Here is an 18,513-nt window from a genome sequence, read left to right as displayed (position 1 = left end):
TGGTGGAAACGGCCGGGATCAGGAAGCGGGCGAGGAGGCAGGCGCGGTGAAACCGGGCGGGCAGTGCATCTGCGCGGTGGCGACCACGCCGCCGCCGCAGGCGGCCTTCTGCTGCGCGACGGGTGCGGCGGGTGCGGTCACGTCGTCGTTGCAGGCGCCGAGGAGTGCGGTCAGCGCGATCAGGCCAGCGACCGCGAAGGGCCGTAGGGCCGAGTTTCGCATAACGTCTCTCCGTGGATGTGATGACGTGACACAGGCGCGGATACGCTCCGGTCATATCGACGGCGAGATGCTAATTTCGACGTGTTACACGATGGTGTCGAGTGGCGGGAGGATCGATGTGCGCGCAGCGCGCGCCATGCGGGGATACGGAAGGGAGGATGACAATCGCAAGGTTATCGAAATATCTTCGTTAGCCAAGCGTTTTTTCGAGCGGTTACATCGTCCACCGGCCGGTTTCAATCGCGGTCTCCATCATCTTGATCGTGAGCGGACGCTCCAGTATTTTGTCCCTGGCGTCGGCGCTGAATGGCGACCTGAATACCGTCAGCAAGAATCGGCCCAGCCCCAGTTTCCGGGAAGGGTAATAATAATCAACGTCGAAATCGGAAATATCGACACCAAACGTTTCCGAAAATCTCCGCATCAATCTCAACATGGCCCTGTCGGAAATTTCAAGGTCGATGCAAAGATCCGTGTCCTCGGTAATCTCGAGCTCGCCCCATAGTGGCGAATCGGCCTCATCCCGCACCAGCTCTATCAGACGACCGTCCATTAAAAGCGATCCTCCTGCTTGACCAAGCCATTGTACGTGACTGTAGAGCGGTACATGATGACTGATATATCGATAGCGGCAATGATCCAGCCGACCACCGGTACAGCCCGCCCGACAAAGGCGCCGAGCTCCCGGGTAAATTTGATCTTGAGCAGCAGGAGACTCTTGAATGACGTTACCGTTGGCAGAATTTTGTACTTGAGTTCATAGGGCAACACCTTTCTCGATACCCTGGACGCGATCGAGGTTCCCTTGACTGCTCCGCCGAATTTCCCTCTGGTCGGCACGAACCTTTGACCTAATAAAATCATTGCGATCCCGACAGCATCGTCGATACCCAATTCATCACAGGCCACGTCGATAACAATCAGGCAGAAAAGTTCTGGCGGAGTAAGGTCGATGTGAATTCCGTATCTATATTTGTTCGCCATCTCAGTCTTTCTCTCGGCTACATTGCGCAGGACACCGGGCCGCACATCCCGGCGATTACGCTAACGCAACCATGTCGCGCACCGGCAGGAACGCGGGACTGTTTCTCCAATCGAGCTTTTTTTCTGGACACACCGGAAAACAGTCGCGATCGCGCGCGGCCTTTCTCCACAAGAGGATGCAGTCAGTTCGTTTTGGCGAAGAAGTCCGGACGGGGCCGGTTTCGATCTTTGAACAACTGTTGCAACGGACAAACCGGTGCAAGGCAGCGCGACAGCGCACGTCGAGCGGCCGGTCGCCGGCGAGAATCCCGGGATTATTCAAAAATCCTGAAGCTGCGACACGCAAATTATTCTTTTTTGTCTACGCGCGACGACAGCGACGATCACAACACAGAAATGCGATGTCGTCCTGATGCAGGCACATCAGGTATTCGCAGCCGGATGGTGTCGGAGACGATCGGATAATACGGGGCACGTGGTCCGTGCGTGAGAGCCGGAAACGGCTCTCACGCATATGCAACGCTCAGCCTTCCGCCATCATCAGCAACTGCGCGCCATCCGACACCTGGTCGCCGACGCCGTACAGCACTTCCGCGACCACGCCCGCGCTCGGCGCGCCGATCGTGTGCTCCATCTTCATCGCTTCCATCACGATCAGCGGCGTGCCGGCTTCGACCTTCTGGCCGGGCTCGACCAGCACCGCGATCACCTTGCCGGGCATCGGCGCGGTCAGGCGGCCACCGCCCTGCTCCGCGTCACCTGCATGCGCGAGCAGGTTGCGCCATTCGAACGTCTCCGCCGTGCCCTGCGTGAACACGTGGAAGTGGTCGCCGTCCGCATACACGCGGCCGCTGTTGCGCACGCCGCCGAGCGTCACGTCGAAATCGAGCGGCGTGGCGCCACGCGTCCACGCGAACGGCTGCGCGGCGGCGTCGCCGATCGCGAGGCGCGTACCCGCGCCGTCGTCCTCGTACGTGACCGTCACGTCCGCTTCGCGCTCGGCCGCGTGCCATTCGAGCGTGCGGCGATAGCCGCCGTTCAGCCGCCAGTCCGGCAGCGCGCCCCACGGCGACGAACCCTGCGCAGTCGCGCCGCGTTCGCGTGCGAGCAGCGCCGCGCACGCGAGCGCCAGCATCGCGCGCGGCGGCTCCTGCGGCGCGAACAGCGCGTCGTGGTTGCGCTCGATCAGGCCCGTGTCGAGATCGGCCGTCGCGAACGGTGCGCACGCAACGATTCGCTGCAGGAACGCGGCGTTCGTGTGCAGGCCGACCACTTCACAGGCACGCAGTGCGCGCAGCATCAGGCTCAGCGCTTCCGCACGGTCCGCGCCATGAACGATCAGCTTCGCGATCATCGGATCGTAGAACGGCGTGATCGCGTCGCCTTCGCGCACGCCGCTGTCGACGCGCACCGACGCACCGATCGTGAACTCGACGCCGGCCGGCAGCCGCAGGTGCTTCAGCGTGCCCGTCGACGGCAGGAAGCCGCGCGCCGGGTTTTCCGCATAGAGACGCGCCTCGAGCGCGTGGCCCTGCACGCGCAGTTCGTCCTGCTTCAGCGGCAGCGGCTCGCCGGAGGCGACGCGCAATTGCCACTCGACGAGATCGAGCCCCGTGACCATCTCGGTGACGGGGTGTTCGACCTGCAGGCGCGTGTTCATTTCCATGAAGTAGAACGCTTCGCCCGTCATGATGAATTCGACGGTGCCCGCGCCGACGTAATTCACCGCACGCGCGGCCGCGACGGCCGCCTCACCCATCGCCTGGCGCACGTCGTCGTGCAAACCGGGCGCCGGCGCTTCCTCGAGCACCTTCTGGTGACGGCGCTGCACCGAACAGTCGCGGTCGAACAGGTACACGGTATTGCCGTGCGTGTCGCCGAACACCTGCACCTCGACGTGGCGCGGGCGTGTCAGGTATTTCTCGATCAGCACGCGATCGTTGCCGAAGCTGCTCGCGGCTTCACGCTGGCACGACGCGAGCGCCGCCGGGAAATCGTCGGAGCGCTCGACCACGCGCATCCCCTTGCCGCCGCCGCCCGCGCTGGCCTTCAGCAGCACCGGATAGCCGATCGCGTCGGCTTCGCGATGCAGGTTGGACGCGTCCTGGTCGTCGCCGTGATAGCCGGGCACGAGCGGCACGGCCGCCGCGTGCATCAGCGCCTTCGCGGCCGCCTTCGACCCCATCGCCGCGATCGCGTCGACCGGCGGCCCGATGAAGACGATGCCGGCCGCTTCGCACGCATGCGCGAAATCTTCGTTCTCCGACAGAAAGCCGTAGCCGGGGTGGATCGCCTGCGCGCCGGTGGCGCGCGCGGCTTCGATGATGCGCTCGATGCGCAGGTAGCTGTCCGCGGCGGCCGAGCCGCCGATGTGCACGGCTTCGTCGCATGCGGCCACGTGTTTCGCGTTCGCGTCCGCGTCGGAATAGACGGCGACGCTCGCGATCCCGAGACGTTTGCACGTCGCGGCGACGCGGCACGCGATTTCGCCGCGGTTGGCGATCAGAATCTTGTCGAACATGGCTTCGGTGTCGTCCGGAAAGAGGGGGTCACGCGCGCTGCGCGATCATTCACGCCACGACGGCGTGCGCTTTTCGAGGAAGGACGCAATCCCTTCGCGCGCTTCCGCGCCGGCGCGGGTGCGCGCGATCCAGTCGGCGGTCTGCTCGATCAGCGTCGCGTCGAGCGGCCGGCCGGCGACATCGGCGACGAGCCGCTTGCACGCCTTCACCGCGTCGGTGCCGTTCGCGACCAGCGTCGCGGCCAGCTTCGCGACGGTTTCGTCGAGCGCGTCGGCCGGCACCGCGTCGTGAATGAAGCCAAGCGACGCCGCGCGCGTGCTGTCGAACACCTCGGCCGTCGTGAAGTAGCGGCGCGCCGCGCGCTCGCCCATCGCGCGCACCACGTACGGCGCGATCGTCGCGGGGATCAGCCCGAGCCGCGCTTCCGACAGGCAGAACTTCACGCCGTCGGCGGCGATCGCGATGTCGGCCGCCGCCACCAGGCCCACGCCGCCCGCATACGCGTCGCCCTGCACGCGTGCGATCACCGGCTTGCCGCAGCGATGGATCGCCTCGAGCATCCGCGCGAGCTTGCGCGCATCGGCACGGTTCTCGTCGTCCGAGTAGCCGGCCATCTTCTTCATCCAGTTCAGGTCGGCGCCCGCGCAGAACGCCGCGCCTTCCGCGGCGAGCACGATCGCGCGCACGCCTTCGTGCGCGTCGAGCCATTCGAACGCGGTGGTCAGCTCGGCGATCGTCGTCTCGTTGAACGCATTGCGCACGTCGGGACGCGCGAGCGTGACGGTCGCCACGCGGCCGGCTTCGCTTACCTTGATCGTTTCGTATCGCATCGTTCAGCCCTCCCGGCCGTTACATGCGGAACACGCCGAAGCGTGTGTCCTCGATCGGCGCGTTCATCGACGCGGCGAGGCCAAGCCCCAGCACGTCACGCGTCTGCGCGGGGTCGATCACGCCGTCGTCCCACAGCCGCGCGCTCGCGTAATACGGATGGCCCTGGCGCTCGTACTGGTCGCGGATCGGCTGCTTGAACGCATCCTCTTCCTCGGCCGACCACGAACCGCCCTTCGCCTCGATGCCGTCGCGGCGCACCGTCGCGAGCACCGACGCGGCCTGCTCGCCGCCCATCACCGAGATGCGCGCGTTCGGCCACATCCACAGGAAGCGCGGGCCGAATGCGCGACCGCACATCCCGTAGTTGCCGGCGCCGAACGAGCCGCCGATGATCACCGTGAACTTCGGCACCTTCGCGTTCGACACGGCCGTCACCATCTTCGCGCCGTGCCGCGCGATGCCTTCGTTCTCGTACTTGCGCCCGACCATGAAGCCCGTGATGTTCTGCAGGAACACGAGCGGAATCTTGCGCTGGCAGCACAGCTCGATGAAATGCGCGCCCTTCACCGCCGATTCGGAGAACAGGATGCCGTTGTTCGCGACGATCCCGACCGGGTGGCCCCAGATGTGCGCGAAGCCCGTGACGAGCGTCGTGCCGTAGCGCGCCTTGAATTCGTCGAACTCGGAATCGTCGACGATGCGCGCGATCACCTCGCGCACGTCGAACGGCTTGCGCGTATCGACCGGAATCACGCCGTACAGGCTCTTCGCGTCGTAGCGCGGCGGCTTCGGCTCGCGCAACGCGACCGGCGACGCGATCTTCGGCGCGAGGTGACCGACGATGTTGCGTGCGATCGACAGCGCATGCGCGTCGTTCTGCGCGAGATGGTCGGCCACGCCCGACAGGCGCGTATGCACGTCGCCGCCGCCGAGATCCTCGGCGCTCACTTCCTCGCCGGTCGCGGCCTTCACGAGCGGCGGCCCGCCGAGGAAAATCGTGCCCTGCTCCTTCACGATGATCGACTCGTCACTCATCGCCGGCACGTATGCGCCGCCCGCCGTGCACGACCCCATCACGACGGCGATCTGCGCAATTCCTGCCGCCGACATCGTCGCCTGGTTGAAGAAGATGCGGCCGAAGTGGTCGCGATCGGGAAACACGTCGTCCTGGTTCGGCAGGTTCGCGCCGCCCGAATCGACGAGGTACACGCACGGCAGCCGGTTTTCCGCGGCAATTTCCTGCGCGCGCACGTGCTTCTTCACGGTGACCGGGTAATACGTGCCGCCCTTGACCGTCGCGTCGTTGCACACGATCACGCATTCGCGGCCCGCGATGCGGCCGATCCCGGTGATGACGCCCGCGCCCGGCGCGTCGTCGTTGTACATGCCGTTCGCCGCGAGCTGCGAGAACTCGAGGAACGGCGCGCCCGGGTCGAGCAGTTGCGCGATGCGGTCGCGCGGCAGCAGCTTGCCGCGCGACAGGTGCTTGTCGCGCGCGGCCTGGCCGCCGCCCTGCGCGAGCTGTTCGATCTTCGCGCGCAGGTCGGCGACGACCGCCTCGAGCGCGGCGGCATTTGCGCGGAAGTCTTCCGAGCGCGGGTTCAGTTTCGATTCGATGATCGGCATCGACGGGGCTCCGTTCGCGTGACGTGGGGCGTTACATCGTTTCCGCGAACAGCTCGCGGCCGATCAGCATCCGGCGGATCTCGCTCGTGCCGGCGCCGATCTCGTACAGCTTCGCATCGCGCCACAGGCGCCCGACCGGGTATTCGTTGATGTAGCCGTTGCCGCCGAGGATCTGGATCGCCTCGCCGGCCATCCACGTCGCCTTCTCGGCCGTGTAGAGGATCACGCCCGCGCAGTCCTTGCGCACCTGGCGGATGTGGTCGCTGCCGGCCGAGTCGAGGTGGCGGCCGACCGCATACAGGTACGCGCGGCAGGCCTGGAACGTGGTGTACATGTCGGCGACCTTGCCCTGGATCAGCTGGAATTCGCCGATCGCCTGGCCGAACTGCTTGCGGTCGTGGATATACGGCACCACCGCGTCGAGGCACGCGGCCATGATGCCCGTCGGGCCGCCCGACAGCACCGCGCGCTCGTAGTCGAGCCCGCTCATCAGCACCTTCACGCCGCCGTTGAGCTGGCCGAGGATGTTTTCTTCCGGCACTTCGACGTCCTGGAACACCAGCTCGCCCGTGTGCGAGCCGCGCATGCCGAGCTTGTCGAGCTTCTGCGCGACCGAGAAGCCCTTCATCCCCTTCTCGACGATGAACGCGGTGATGCCGCGCGGGCCGGCTTCGACGTCGGTCTTCGCGTAGACCACCAGCGTGTCGCAATCGGGGCCGTTGGTGATCCACATCTTCGTGCCGTTCAGCACGTAGCGGTCGCCGCGCTTGTCGGCGCGCAGCTTCATGCTGACGACGTCGGAGCCCGCGTTCGGCTCGCTCATCGCGAGCGCGCCGATGTGTTCGCCCGACACGAGCTTCGGCAGGTATTTCTGCTTTTGCGCTTCCGTGCCGTTGCGGTGGATCTGGTTCACGCACAGGTTCGAGTGCGCGCCGTACGACAGGCCGATCGATGCCGATGCGCGCGAGATCTCTTCCATCGCGACCATGTGCGCGGTGTAGCCCATGTTCGCGCCGCCGTACTCCTCGGCCACCGTCATGCCGAGCACGCCGAGATCGCCGAACTTCTTCCACAGATCCATCGGAAACTGGTCGGTGCGGTCGACCTCGGCCGCGCGCGGCGTGATTTCCTTCGCCGCGAACGTCGCGACGGCGTCGCGCAGCATCTCGATGTCTTCACCGAGCATGAATTGCACACCGGGCAGGTTGATCATGTCTCCTCCGTCTCCAGAAAGTGTGTGGCACCCACCGATTTCTGAGTTTCGCTCAAATCGAATGAATACCTAGATTCATTGACCAATACAGCGTAAATTTTGCACAGTTTCGCGCCTCGCCGGGTTCGACGTCAATAGTTTTTTGAGTGACACTCAGATATCATGCCGAGATGACAGCCGCTACCGCCGACACCATGACCGCCACCGTCAAAGCCGACCGCGCCGATATCTCGCGCGCGCCCGCCGGGCGCAAATCCCAGCAACGCGTGCAGGACATTCTGCGCGCCGGCCGGGAAGTGTTCGCCGAAAAAGGTTACGAGCATGCGACGGCCGCCGAGATCGCGCAGCGCGTGGGCGTGTCGGAAGCGACGGTGTTCAGCTATTTCCGCGGCAAGCGCGAGCTGTGCGCGCGCGTCATCGCGGATTGGTACGACGAAAACATCGCCGCATTCGAGGCAGGGATGCCGCAGGACGCATCGGTCCGGCAGCAGTTCGCGTTCATCGTGCGCACCCACCTGCGGCTGATGCTGGTGAACGGCACGGGCCTGTGCGCGCTGGTGCTGTCGGAAGGCCGCGCGAAACAGCATGCGCTGAGCGACGAGCTCACCGCGCTGCAGCGCCGCTACACCGCGCCGCTGATGGACGTGCTCGCGCGCGGCCAGGCGGCCGGGCAGGTGCGCACCGACCTGCCGCTGAGCCTGCTGCGCTCGATGGTGTTCGGGCCGATCGAGCACGTGCTATGGGATGCGATCCTCGGGCACCGCAAGCTCGATACGGAAACGACGGCCACGCAGCTCGTCGACATGCTGTGGGCGGCCGTGCAGCCGCCGGCGCCGGAACAGGCGGCGCTCGTGCGCTTCAGGAACGAAGTGGCGGAAGCCGTGCGGCGGCTGGAAGGCGACAGCACGCGCGGGTGACGCACGGCGGGCAGCGCGCCCGCCGCTTCCCCGCCGCTGCTGGGCGTCGAGGGCGTTACGACTCGTCGCCGACGCGCAGCGGCGCGCGGCTCTGCTCGTTGTTCAAATGGACGAACTTGCGCAACAGGCGCACCAGTTCCTGCGAATCGTCCTCCCCCATCCCGTCGAACAGGCCGGCGCGCAGTTCCTTCACCGACGGAATCAGGTGCGTAAGCAGTTCGACGCCCGCCGGTGTCAGCAGCAAGCGGCGCTGACGCCGCGGCAGCACTTCGCGCACGATCAATCCTTTCGCTTCGAGCCGGACCGCGAGATCGGCAGTCGTCGACGTGTCGAGCGCGACCCGCTGCGCGAGCGTCACCTGATCGAGCCCCGGGCACTCGTACAGCATCCGCAGGACCGCGTACTGCACCGGCGTCACGTCCCGGCCCAGCTTCTCGTAGAACATCGCAACCGCGATCTGGTGTGCGCGCCGGATCAGGTGCCCGGGTTCGTCGTACAGATCGAGCGGGAAAACCGGCAGGTCGGCGGGATTCGTTTTTTCCATGAATGAGTCGATGACATAAACGGCGCATGCCGGTTGCACGCGCCGACGGCATGGCGCTGCCTCGCGCCATTTCCCGGGAAAACCAGTATACCGCCCGCCTTGCTCCAGCCAATCTCGATGAGTACACTGAATCTCATTCAGTACACGGAATGAAGAGATGCCGCGTACCGGCGGCATCGACCTGAAGGAGACGACGAACGTGTTTCTCAAGAATGCTTGGTACGTGGCGTGCACGCCCGATGAAATCGACGGCAAGCCGCTGGGCCGCCAGATCTGCAACGAGTCGATGGTGTTTTATCGCGCGGCGGAGGGCCAGGTCGCCGCGCTGGAGGACTTCTGCCCGCACCGCGGTGCACCGCTGTCGCTGGGATTCGTGCGCGACGGCGTGCTCGTGTGCGGCTATCACGGGCTGGAAATGGGCTGCAACGGCAAGGCGGCCGGCATGCCGGGCCAGCGTGTCGGCGGCTTCCCGCCGATTCGCAGCTTCCCGGTGATCGAGCGATATGGATTCATCTGGGTCTGGCCGGGCGATGCGTCGGCAGCCGATCCCGCGAAACTGCCCGTGCTGGCGTGGGCCGAGGATCCGGCCTGGGCCCACGGCGGCGGCCTGTACCACATCCGCTGCGACTACCGGCTGATGATCGACAACCTGATGGATCTCACGCACGAAACCTACGTGCATGCGTCGAGCATCGGCCAGAAGGAAATCGACGAAGCGCCGCCGAAGACCACCAGCCACGGCGACGAAGTCGTCACGAGCCGCTTCATGGAGAACGTGATGCCGCCGCCGTTCTGGCAGATGGCGTTGCGCGGCAACGGGTTGGCCGACGACGTGCCGGTGGACCGCTGGCAGATCTGCCGCTTCACGCCGCCGAGCCACGTGATGATCGAAGTGGGTGTCGCGCATGCGGGCCACGGCGGCTACGACGCGCCGGCCGACCTGAAGGCGTCGTCGATCGTCGTCGATTTCATCACGCCCGAGACGGACACCTCGATCTGGTACTTCTGGGGAATGGCGCGCAACTTCCGGCCTGACGATCACGCCCTGACCGCCGAGATCCGCGCAGGCCAGGGCAAGATCTTCGCCGAGGATCTCGAGATGCTCGAGCGCCAGCAGCTCAACCTGGAGAAGTGGCCCGATCGCAAGCTGCTCAAGCTCAACATCGACGCCGGCGGCGTGCTGTCGCGCAAGGTGATCGAGCGGCTGCTCGCCGACGAGCAGGCGTCGAGCCCGTCGCGGCCCGTGATTCCGGTCGCGCAGGTCAGGGAGGCGTCATGAGTACCGCGACGCTGACGGTCCGCGTGGCCCGCAAGTGGCAGGAAGCACGCGACATCTGCGGCTTCGAATTCGTCAGCGATGACGGCTCGCCGCTGCCGCGCTTCGACGCCGGCGCCCATATCGACGTGCATCTGCCGGGCGGCCTCGTGCGCCAGTATTCGCTGTGCAGCCACCCGGAGCACGGCGATCGCTATCAGATCGCCGTGCTGCGCGATGCCGACGGTCGCGGCGGGTCGCGCACCATTCATGATGCAGTCCGGCAAGGCGATACCGTGCGGATCGGCGTGCCGCGCAATCAGTTTCCGCTCGCCCCCGACGCGCCGCACCACCTGCTGCTCGCAGGCGGGATCGGCGTCACGCCGATCCTCAGCATGGCGGAACGGTTGTTCTCGTCCGGTGTCGCGTTCGACATGCATTACTGCGCGCGCTCGGCCGACCGTATGGCCTTCGTCGAGCGGATCAACGCGGCCGGGTTCCGTGATCGTGCCCGCTTCCACGTCGACGACGGCGCGCCCGAGCAACGCTTCGACCTGGCCGCCGTGCTCGCCGGGGCGCCAGAAGGTACGCACCTGTACGTATGCGGGCCGCGCGGCTTCATGGATGCGGTGTTGAACGCCGCGCGCGAGCGCGGCTGGGCGGAAGCGCGACTGCACTACGAGTTCTTCGGCGGCGCGGTGGCCGCGTCCGGCGCGGATCGCGCGTTCCAGGTCCGGATCGCGAGCAGCGGCCAGGTGATCGACGTGCCGGCCGAATGCACCGTCATCGCCGCACTGGCGGCCAACGGCGTCGACGTGCTGACGTCGTGCGAGCAAGGCGTCTGCGGCACGTGCCTGACACGCGTGCTGCAAGGCGAGCCCGATCACCGCGATGCGTATCTGACCGACGAGGAAAAAGCCGCCGGCGACCAGTTCATGCCCTGCTGCTCGCGAGCGCGAACCGACCTGCTGGTACTCGACCTGTAGACGGACACGCCCGACTCGAGGCGGCCCACCACCACAATGGAGACGATCAATGGCGCAACCTGCCCGGCCATCAATCAATACTGCTAAATTCCCGGTCGACCGATGGTGGGTCGCCGCACTGTCATCCGAACTGACGGACAAACCCGTCGCCCGCACGCTGCTCGGCCATCCGGTCGTCCTGTTCCGGTTGCCGTCCGGGGAAGTCGGTGCGCTGGAGGATCGCTGCTGCCACAAGTCGTTGCCGCTGTCGTGCGGCTCGCTCGAAGCGCGCGGCCTGCGCTGCGGCTATCACGGCCTGTTGTTCGACCGCGGCGGCGCATGCGTGGAGATTCCCGGGCAGGACCGGATACCGGCCAAGGCGTGCGTGTCGTCGTATCCGGTGCAGGAGCAGGACGCGATCGTGTGGATCTGGATCGGTGCCGACGCGCACGCTCGACCGACCTGCGCGCCGCCGCGCTACACATTCCATACGGATCCGCAATACCGGTTCGGCGGCGGCCAGTACCATTACGACGCGCCGTATCAACTGATTCATGACAACCTGATGGACCTGAGCCACCTCGGCTATGTCCATCTGAAAACGATCGGCGGCAACGCGCCGCTGCACATGGGCGCGGAAACCCGCGTCAGCAGCGACGGCGACACGGTGACGCTGGTGCGCCGGATGCCGGATTCCGTCCCGCCGCCGACCTACACCGCCGCATGGCCGTTCGCGGCCCGCGTCGATCGCTGGCAGGAAATCGAGTTCCACGTGTCGCACATCCGGATCTGGACCGGCGCGATCGACGCCGGCACCGGCGACCTGCACGATCCGGCACGCGGCGGCCTTCACATGCGCGGCTTCCACGGCATCACGCCCGAGACGGAAACGACGACGCACTACTTCTGGACCGTCGCGACCAATCCGCAGCACGACGTCGAGCGCATCGCGCAAACGGTCATCGAGCAATCCGCGGCGACGTTCGACGAGGACAAGGCCGTGATCGAAGCGCAATACCGGAATCAGTTGCGCTTTCCGGACGGTCGCCAGCTCGACATTCACGTCGACGCGGGCCCCAATCGTGCGCGGCGCGTGATCGAGCGGCTGCTGCTGCAACCCGAACCCGCGTAAGCATCTTGCCGGCGCACTAGCGGCGCCTGCCGGCCGCAGCGGGTGTTCCCGGGGGATGCCCGTCAACCCACGCATTCGCTTTCGTCCCATTCGCTACCCGGCTTCAATGCCATTCCATTTGATTAGTCATACTATTTTATGAAGGGTCTTTGACGTGAGCGCAAATATCCGCAATACGATCGACGAATCCCCGATGAGCGCGTTCCAGACGATGGCGGTCACGGCCTGCGTCGTGCTGAACATGCTCGATGGCTTCGATGTGCTGGCCGTCGCGTTTGCCGCACCGCACCTGGCGGCCGAATGGAAACTGAGCGGCAAGGAAATCGGCCTGCTGCTGAGTGCCGGGCTGGCCGGCATGGGCATCGGCTCGGTGCTGATCGCGCCGCTGGCCGACCGCGTCGGCCGCCGCCGCATCATCCTGCTCTGCCTCGCCGTGATCTCGACCGGGATGCTCGCCTGCGCGGCCACGCACAGCACGCTGCAACTCGCCGTCGCGCGTGCATACACGGGGCTCGGCATCGGCGGCATGCTGGCGAGCCTGACCGTGATCAGCGGCGAGTACGCATCGAACAAATGGCGCAGCGCCGCGATCGGCATGCAGTCGACCGGCTACGCGATCGGCGCCACCGCCGGCGGCGTCATCGCCGGCTACCTGCTGTCGACGTGGGGATGGCGTAGCGTGTTCGCGTTCGGCGGCATCCTGACCTTGCTGGCGATCCCGATGGTGCTCGCGCTGCTGCCGGAATCGCTCGATTTCCTGCTGGCGAGGCGTCCGGACCACGCGCTGCAGAAAATCAACCGCATCCTCGCGAGGATGAAGCGCGCACCGATCGACGCGCTGCCGGCCGCGGCCTCGTCGATCGACACCGCAAGCCCCGCGTCGAGCTGGACGGCCGTGCTGCGCGCACCGCTCGCGCGCCGCACGATCGCGTTGTGGATCGCGTTCTTCCTCGTGATGGGCAGCTTCTATTTCGTCGTGAGCTGGACGCCGAAGCTGCTGGTCCAGGCCGGGCTGTCGGCATCGCAGGGCGTCACCGGCGGCGTCCTGCTCAACCTTGGCGGCATTGCGGGCGCCTCGCTCTTCAGCCTGCTGTCGACGCGCTTCGGCCTGCGCAACCTGTTAGGCGCGACCCTGCTGCTCGGCGGCGCGCTGATGGTCGTGTTCGGCGCGAACACGGGCTCGCTCGGCATCGGGATGACCGTCGCGGTGTTCCTCGGCGCCGTGATCAATGCGTGCGTGGCCGGCATGTATGCGCTGTCGCCGACACCCTATCCCGCCGAAATCCGCACGACCGGCATCGGCCTTGCGGTCGGCGTCGGCCGCCTCGGCGCGATCCTGTCGCCGATGACGGTCGGTGCACTGCTGGACGACGGCTGGTCCGTGTCCCATCTCTATCTCGCGTTCCTCGTGCCGATGGCCGGTGCGGCAATCGCCGTCGTCATGGCGGGCTCGCGTGCCACGGCGCCGCGCCGGCAACACGACCCGGCGATGTCGTAACACGCGACGCCCGCAGTCTTGCCGATACGCGTCGGCATCCCGGACAGGTCCGGGTCACTATAAAAATCGATAAGCATAGCTACATACTGTTTGGAGACAGCCATGAAAACGAAACTGGGCGTCGCACTCGCGACGGCAATGGCACTGGCCGGACCGGCCTGCGCACAAAGCAGCGTCACGCTGTACGGGATCATCGATACCGGCGTGTCCTACTACAACAACGCCGCGCACGGCGGATCGTTCACGGGCATGCCGACGCTGACCGGCGAGGTGCCGTCACGGTGGGGGCTGCGAGGCACGGAGGATCTCGGCGGCGGCTACCAGGCCTTCTTCGTGCTCGAAAACGGTTTCCAGCCCGGCACCGGCGCACTGAACTACGGCGGGCGCCTGTTCGGGCGACAGGCGAACGTCGGCGTGAACGGTCCGTTCGGCGCGCTGACCCTCGGCCGCCAGATGAACATGTCGATGATCGTGCTGACCAATGCGGACGTGATCGGCCCGTCGATTCACTCGATGGCGGATTTCGATTCCTATCTGCCGAACGCGCGCAGCGACAATGCGATCGGCTACAAGGGCACGTTCCACGGCGTGACGCTCGGCGCCACCTACAGCTTCGGCCGCGACGCGGCCGGCCCGGCAGGGCCGTCGGCGACGGGCTGTGCCGGGCAGGTGCCAGGCGACATCGTCGCCTGCCGCCAGTACACGGCGATGCTCGCGTATGACGCGAGCAACTTCGGGCTCGCCGCGTCGCACGACGTGATGCGCGGCGGCGGCGGCGCGCTAGCGCCGCTGAACAATCCGGCGTACACCGACACGCGCGACATCGTCGCCGGCTACGTGAAGATCGGCCCGGCGAAACTGGGCGCCGGGTGGATCCGCCGCAACCTCGCGGCGGCCGAACACCTGCAGGCCGATATCGTGTTCGCCGGCGGCACGTACTATGCGACGCCCTACCTCGCGCTCGACCTGCAGGGCGTACGCTACCTGCAACGCCGCGAAAACAGCGAAGGCGGCACGAATGCCACGCTGCTCGTCGGCCGCGCGAACTATTTCCTGTCGAAGCGGACGACCGTCTATACGTCGGTGGGCTACATGTTCAACAGCACGCTGGCGGCAAACGCGGTCGCCGCCGGCGGGACGGTCGGGACCGGGATGAACCAGCTCGGCGTGATGGCCGGCATCCAGCAGAAGTTCTGAACGCCGGACACCGCGCCGGCGCAGGTCAGTTGGCGAGCTTGCAGTGCGAGAGCTTCAACCCCGGCAGCACCGGCGCATCGATATAGCCTTCGTTCACGCAGCTGAAGCGGAACGCCGCCGACGTGACGAACGGCTTGATCTCGCCGCCGGGGAATTTCGGCTTCAGCGCATCCTGGTCGGCCACGTCGAAATGCGTGTCGAACTGCTCGCCGTCCTTCGTCAGCGCGCCGAAATAGGTGCCGCCCGGATCGCTGCCCATCCGGATCACGGCGCCGACGAACACGAGCCGCTTGCCGTCGTACTTCGTCTTCGCGGCGGCCATGTCCTGCGTGTACGCCTCGATCACGGCGCCGTAATGTGCGTCGATCGCGGGCTCGGTGTCCGATGCTGCGCAGGCATTCTGGTAAACGCCCGCCAGCATCGTGCATGCCGCAAGCGCGGCCGCCGCGAACGGCGCGGAAATCTTTTTCATGGGTGGTCTCCCGTCTAGCGTGGTGGTTGAAGTAATTGAAGCCCGGCGCTTGCGCCGGACGAATTCGCTTCCGTTGCTTTAATCGTTCGAATGGCGGAACACGGCTGCGATCACTTCTCCACCCGCATGGTCGTGTGCGGTGCGCAGCGTCGCGCTGAACGCGACGTGACAGGAAGGTGACATGGTGCGGCCCCCGGCTCTCTCATTGAATTTCACTGCGTCTGATTTTGGTCGCTACGGTAGCAGACGGCCGACGGCCCGGCAACCAAGGCCCCCGTGGCGCGGATCATTTCATTACAATTGCAAATGATTCTCATTACATATATTATTCGCGTCCTGGCCATGGCGAAACGCCGCGGCCCGCGCCCCGATCCTTAGCACTCCGTCCTGCATCGATTCATGCCATCCCGCCGAACACTCCGCCGTGCCCGGACCCTGCGTCCGTGGCGCACGAGCCTGCCTGCCCTGATCACCCTGTGCGTCGCGAGCGGCACGCATGCGTCCGCCGCAGAACGCGCCGACGCCGAATCCGCCGCCCCTGCTTCCGCTTCCACACCCGCGCCGCCGGCCGCGCGCGAACTCCCGGCGATCAGCGTCAGCGCATCGGCAACCGCCGATCCGACGGTCGGCTATCAGCCGCGCACCACGAGCATCGCGGGCGGCGACAACCGTTCGATCAAGGAGATTCCGCAATCGGTCGCGATGGTCAGCAGCAGTGTGATGCAGGACCAGCAGGCGCGCTCGCTCGACGACGTGCTCGGCAACATCAGCGGCGTCACGCAAACGAACACCCTAGGCGGCACGCGCGACGCGTTCATCAAACGCGGCTTCGGGTCGAACAACGACGGCTCCGTGCTCGTCGACGGCGTGCGCACGCCGGTGCTGCACAGCTACCTGGCGACGATCGACCGCGTCGAAGTGCTGAAGGGGCCGGCGTCGCTGCTCTACGGGATGCAGGATCCGGGCGGCGTGATCAACCTCGTCACGCGCAAGCCGGAAGACGCCTTCGGCGGCTCGATCTCGGCCTCGCGTACGAGCCACGGCGGCAGCAGTGCGACGTTCGATCTCACGGGCCCGCTCGGCAAGCCGGGCCAGGTCGCGGGCGGCACGCTCGCGTTCCGGCTGACCGGCCAGTACGACACGAGCCGCTACTGGCGCAGCTTCGGCCGCCAGCGCGATGCGCTGATCGCGCCCGCGCTGTCGTGGCACGACGCGAACACGTCGATCGACGTCAGCTACCAGTACGTCGACTACACGACGCCGTTCGATCGCGGCACGGTGCTCGTGAACGGCCAGCTCGACGATGCGCTCCGCTATCGCCGCTACGAGGAAGCGTGGTCGCAGAGCACCGGCATCCAGGAAACGCTGCGTGCGCGCGTCGAGCACCGCTTCTCCGATGCGTGGCGCGTGCGTGCAACCTACGGCTGGGGCCGCGATCGCTACGATCAGTACATTACCCGCGCAACCGCGTTCAACAGCACCACCGGCGCACTGACGCGCTCGTCCGATGCGAACCTCGGGCGCAACGATTCCGACCAGATCGCGACGCTCGGCCTGCTCGGCAACGTGACGCTCGCCGGCATGAATCACGCGATCTACATCGGCGGCGAATACGAGCGGCAGCGCAGCTTCCGCGGCGACACGATCCGCGGCAAGGCGACGAAGGGCTTCAATCTCTACGATCCCGTGTACGACCTGCTCGCGCCGGGCGGCATACCCAACCCGAAGCAAAGCGATTCGCGCTCAGTGGTGCATGCGTATTCGACGATCGTGCAGGACTCGGTGAAGCTCACCGACCGGCTCACCGCGGTGGGCGGGCTGCGCTGGGAAAACTGGCAGCAGGAATCGGGGATGGGGCGGCCGTTCGTGTTCGCCGACCGTTCACGCGGCAGCGTGTGGCTGCCGCAGTTCGGGCTCGCCTATGCGCTCACGCCGGCGCTGACCGCCTACGCGAACGTCAGCCGCTCGTTCAAGCCGAACGTCGCCACGAACGTCGCGGCGCCGCTCGCACCGGAATACGGCCGCGTGCTCGAAGCCGGGCTGAAGTTCAGCCTGAAGCCGGCAATCACCGGCACGCTCGCGGTCTACCAGATCGACAAGCGCAACGTCGCGGTCACGGTGGGCGATCTGACGTCGACGATCGGCACCGCGCGCTCGCGCGGGATCGAGCTCGACGTCGCGGGGCAGATCACGCGCCACCTGAGCGTGATCGGCAGCTATGCGTACACGAATGCGAGCGATCGCGACAGCAACACGCCGCTAACCAACGTTGCGCGCCATACGGGCAGCCTCTTCGCGGTATACGACACGGCGATCGCGAACCTGCCCGGCCGCTGGCGCTTCGGCGGCGGCGCACGTCTGGTCGGTGCGCGCTCCGGCGACACTGCAAACAGCTTCACGCTGCCCGGCTATGTGACCGTCGACGCATTTGCCGCCTACGAAACGACGATCGGCAAGTTCCCGACGCGCTTCCAGCTCAACGTGAAGAACCTGCTCGACAAGACCTACTACCCGTCGAGCAACAACAACCTGATCATCGCGGTCGGCGAGCCGCGGCTCGTCACGCTGACGACGACGGTGTCGTTCTGATGGGCTGATGGGCTGATGCGGGCGTGGGCTGGCCGGCAAGCGGCGGCCCACTCGCAAACCTGCATCACATTCGTGGGGCGATTATACAAGCCGATCATTTTCTCCCCTCGCCTTATAATCAGTCATCCATATCAATAATCAGGTCAATTCGTCGACCGCAACCGGAACCGTCCGCTGGATGCTTCCGACGACCCGGCGCTGCGAAGAAGGTCGGATGCAACGCTCGCCCCGACGGTCGCCGCACCGTTCGCACCGCCCCCGCCCTCCCGCCCAATCATCAGACGCTCGAATACCTCCCATCCGATATCGCGATTTTCCGTATCGAGCACGGGCCGCTAGACTGGCTACGCATTCGCGACGCCGAATCGCCGCACGGCAACGCGACACGCCCCCCACAAAAACGATTCCGGGAGATAAGCCATGTCCGACCGGCATGCACGCCGAGGCGCGCTCAAGACACTCGGCCTCGCGGCCGGCACCGCGCTGCTCGCCGCCGCGCGCCCCGCTCACGCCGCCACGCCCGACACCGGCGCGCTGCTGCCCGGC

The 18,513-nt window shown here is 66.2% G+C and carries 16 protein-coding genes; 7 read left to right on the top strand and 9 right to left on the bottom strand.

The genetic code is table 11. The annotated features are described in order from the left end of the window. Positions 1-18: 18 nt before the first annotated feature. The 7 genes from G3N98_RS23015 to G3N98_RS22985 all read right to left on the bottom strand — a co-directional run bounded on the left by G3N98_RS23015 (position 19) and on the right by G3N98_RS22985 (position 7,398). Positions 19-222, bottom strand: a complete 204-nt coding sequence (locus tag G3N98_RS23015; protein ID WP_039339629.1) for a hypothetical protein — start codon at positions 220-222, stop codon at positions 19-21. Positions 223-436: 214 nt separating this feature from the next. Continuing rightward, entirely contained in the window at positions 437-775 is a 339-nt protein-coding gene (locus G3N98_RS23010; protein WP_089433189.1) for a DUF1493 family protein, read from the bottom strand. Next, positions 775-1,206 carry an STM2901 family protein gene (locus G3N98_RS23005; RefSeq protein WP_206149310.1) on the bottom strand — a complete coding sequence of 144 codons (432 nt, stop codon included), beginning with the start codon at positions 1,204-1,206 and terminating at the stop codon, positions 775-777. Before G3N98_RS23005 ends, G3N98_RS23010 begins: the two co-directional genes overlap by 1 nt. A gap of 523 nt (positions 1,207-1,729) precedes the next feature. Next, positions 1,730-3,727 (bottom strand): acetyl/propionyl/methylcrotonyl-CoA carboxylase subunit alpha, encoded by a 1,998-nt coding sequence (locus tag G3N98_RS23000; RefSeq protein ID WP_206149309.1) that lies wholly within the window; start codon positions 3,725-3,727, stop codon positions 1,730-1,732. 45 nt (positions 3,728-3,772) lie between these two features. Then, positions 3,773-4,558, bottom strand: a complete 786-nt coding sequence (locus tag G3N98_RS22995) for an enoyl-CoA hydratase/isomerase family protein (RefSeq protein WP_206149308.1) — start codon at positions 4,556-4,558, stop codon at positions 3,773-3,775. A 19-nt stretch (positions 4,559-4,577) separates the two neighbouring features. Continuing rightward, positions 4,578-6,185 carry a carboxyl transferase domain-containing protein gene (locus G3N98_RS22990; RefSeq protein ID WP_089426732.1) on the bottom strand — a complete coding sequence of 536 codons (1,608 nt, stop codon included), beginning with the start codon at positions 6,183-6,185 and terminating at the stop codon, positions 4,578-4,580. Positions 6,186-6,216: 31 nt separating this feature from the next. After that, positions 6,217-7,398, bottom strand: a complete 1,182-nt coding sequence (locus tag G3N98_RS22985; protein ID WP_206149307.1) for an isovaleryl-CoA dehydrogenase — start codon at positions 7,396-7,398, stop codon at positions 6,217-6,219. Between the two features lie 170 nt (positions 7,399-7,568). Between G3N98_RS22985 and G3N98_RS22980 the strand changes: the two genes are divergently transcribed. Continuing rightward, complete coding sequence (locus G3N98_RS22980; protein WP_124584878.1) at positions 7,569-8,315, top strand: TetR/AcrR family transcriptional regulator; 747 nt, start codon at positions 7,569-7,571, stop codon at positions 8,313-8,315. Between the two features lie 55 nt (positions 8,316-8,370). On the opposite strand, the gene G3N98_RS22975 is transcribed toward G3N98_RS22980, so the two are convergent. Next, positions 8,371-8,859, bottom strand: coding sequence for a MarR family winged helix-turn-helix transcriptional regulator (locus G3N98_RS22975; RefSeq protein WP_089426730.1), 489 nt, complete (start codon positions 8,857-8,859; stop codon positions 8,371-8,373). A 199-nt stretch (positions 8,860-9,058) separates the two neighbouring features. Here G3N98_RS22975 and G3N98_RS22970 point away from each other — a divergent pair, with 199 nt between their 5' ends. From G3N98_RS22970 to G3N98_RS22950, 5 genes are all read left to right on the top strand, one after another. Then, complete coding sequence (locus G3N98_RS22970; protein WP_206149317.1) at positions 9,059-10,138, top strand: aromatic ring-hydroxylating dioxygenase subunit alpha; 1,080 nt, start codon at positions 9,059-9,061, stop codon at positions 10,136-10,138. Further along, entirely contained in the window at positions 10,135-11,100 is a 966-nt protein-coding gene (locus G3N98_RS22965; protein WP_206149306.1) for a PDR/VanB family oxidoreductase, read from the top strand. The genes G3N98_RS22970 and G3N98_RS22965 overlap by 4 nt, the downstream gene beginning before the upstream one ends. A 49-nt stretch (positions 11,101-11,149) precedes the next feature. After that, the gene (locus tag G3N98_RS22960; protein WP_206149305.1) at positions 11,150-12,211 is read left to right on the top strand and encodes a Rieske 2Fe-2S domain-containing protein; all 1,062 of its coding nucleotides are present in this window, start codon (positions 11,150-11,152) and stop codon (positions 12,209-12,211) included. Between the two features lie 154 nt (positions 12,212-12,365). Next, positions 12,366-13,709 carry an MFS transporter gene (locus G3N98_RS22955; RefSeq protein ID WP_206149304.1) on the top strand — a complete coding sequence of 448 codons (1,344 nt, stop codon included), beginning with the start codon at positions 12,366-12,368 and terminating at the stop codon, positions 13,707-13,709. Positions 13,710-13,811: 102 nt separating this feature from the next. Beyond that, positions 13,812-14,906, top strand: a complete 1,095-nt coding sequence (locus G3N98_RS22950) for a porin (RefSeq protein ID WP_206149303.1) — start codon at positions 13,812-13,814, stop codon at positions 14,904-14,906. A gap of 25 nt (positions 14,907-14,931) precedes the next feature. On the opposite strand, the gene G3N98_RS22945 is transcribed toward G3N98_RS22950, so the two are convergent. Further along, a complete protein-coding gene (locus G3N98_RS22945; protein ID WP_206149302.1) occupies positions 14,932-15,378 on the bottom strand; it encodes a hypothetical protein in 447 nt (148 codons plus the stop codon). A 399-nt stretch (positions 15,379-15,777) separates the two neighbouring features. Here G3N98_RS22945 and G3N98_RS22940 point away from each other — a divergent pair, with 399 nt between their 5' ends. Beyond that, positions 15,778-17,967, top strand: coding sequence for a TonB-dependent siderophore receptor (locus G3N98_RS22940; protein WP_206149301.1), 2,190 nt, complete (start codon positions 15,778-15,780; stop codon positions 17,965-17,967). Positions 17,968-18,513: the final 546 nt, after the last annotated feature.

The sequence above is a fragment of the Burkholderia sp. Tr-20390 genome (genome assembly GCF_017104595.1).
Classification (GTDB): domain Bacteria; phylum Pseudomonadota; class Gammaproteobacteria; order Burkholderiales; family Burkholderiaceae; genus Burkholderia.
Note: the sequence above shows the minus strand (reverse complement) of the source record. Positions and strands in the feature narration are given on the sequence as shown.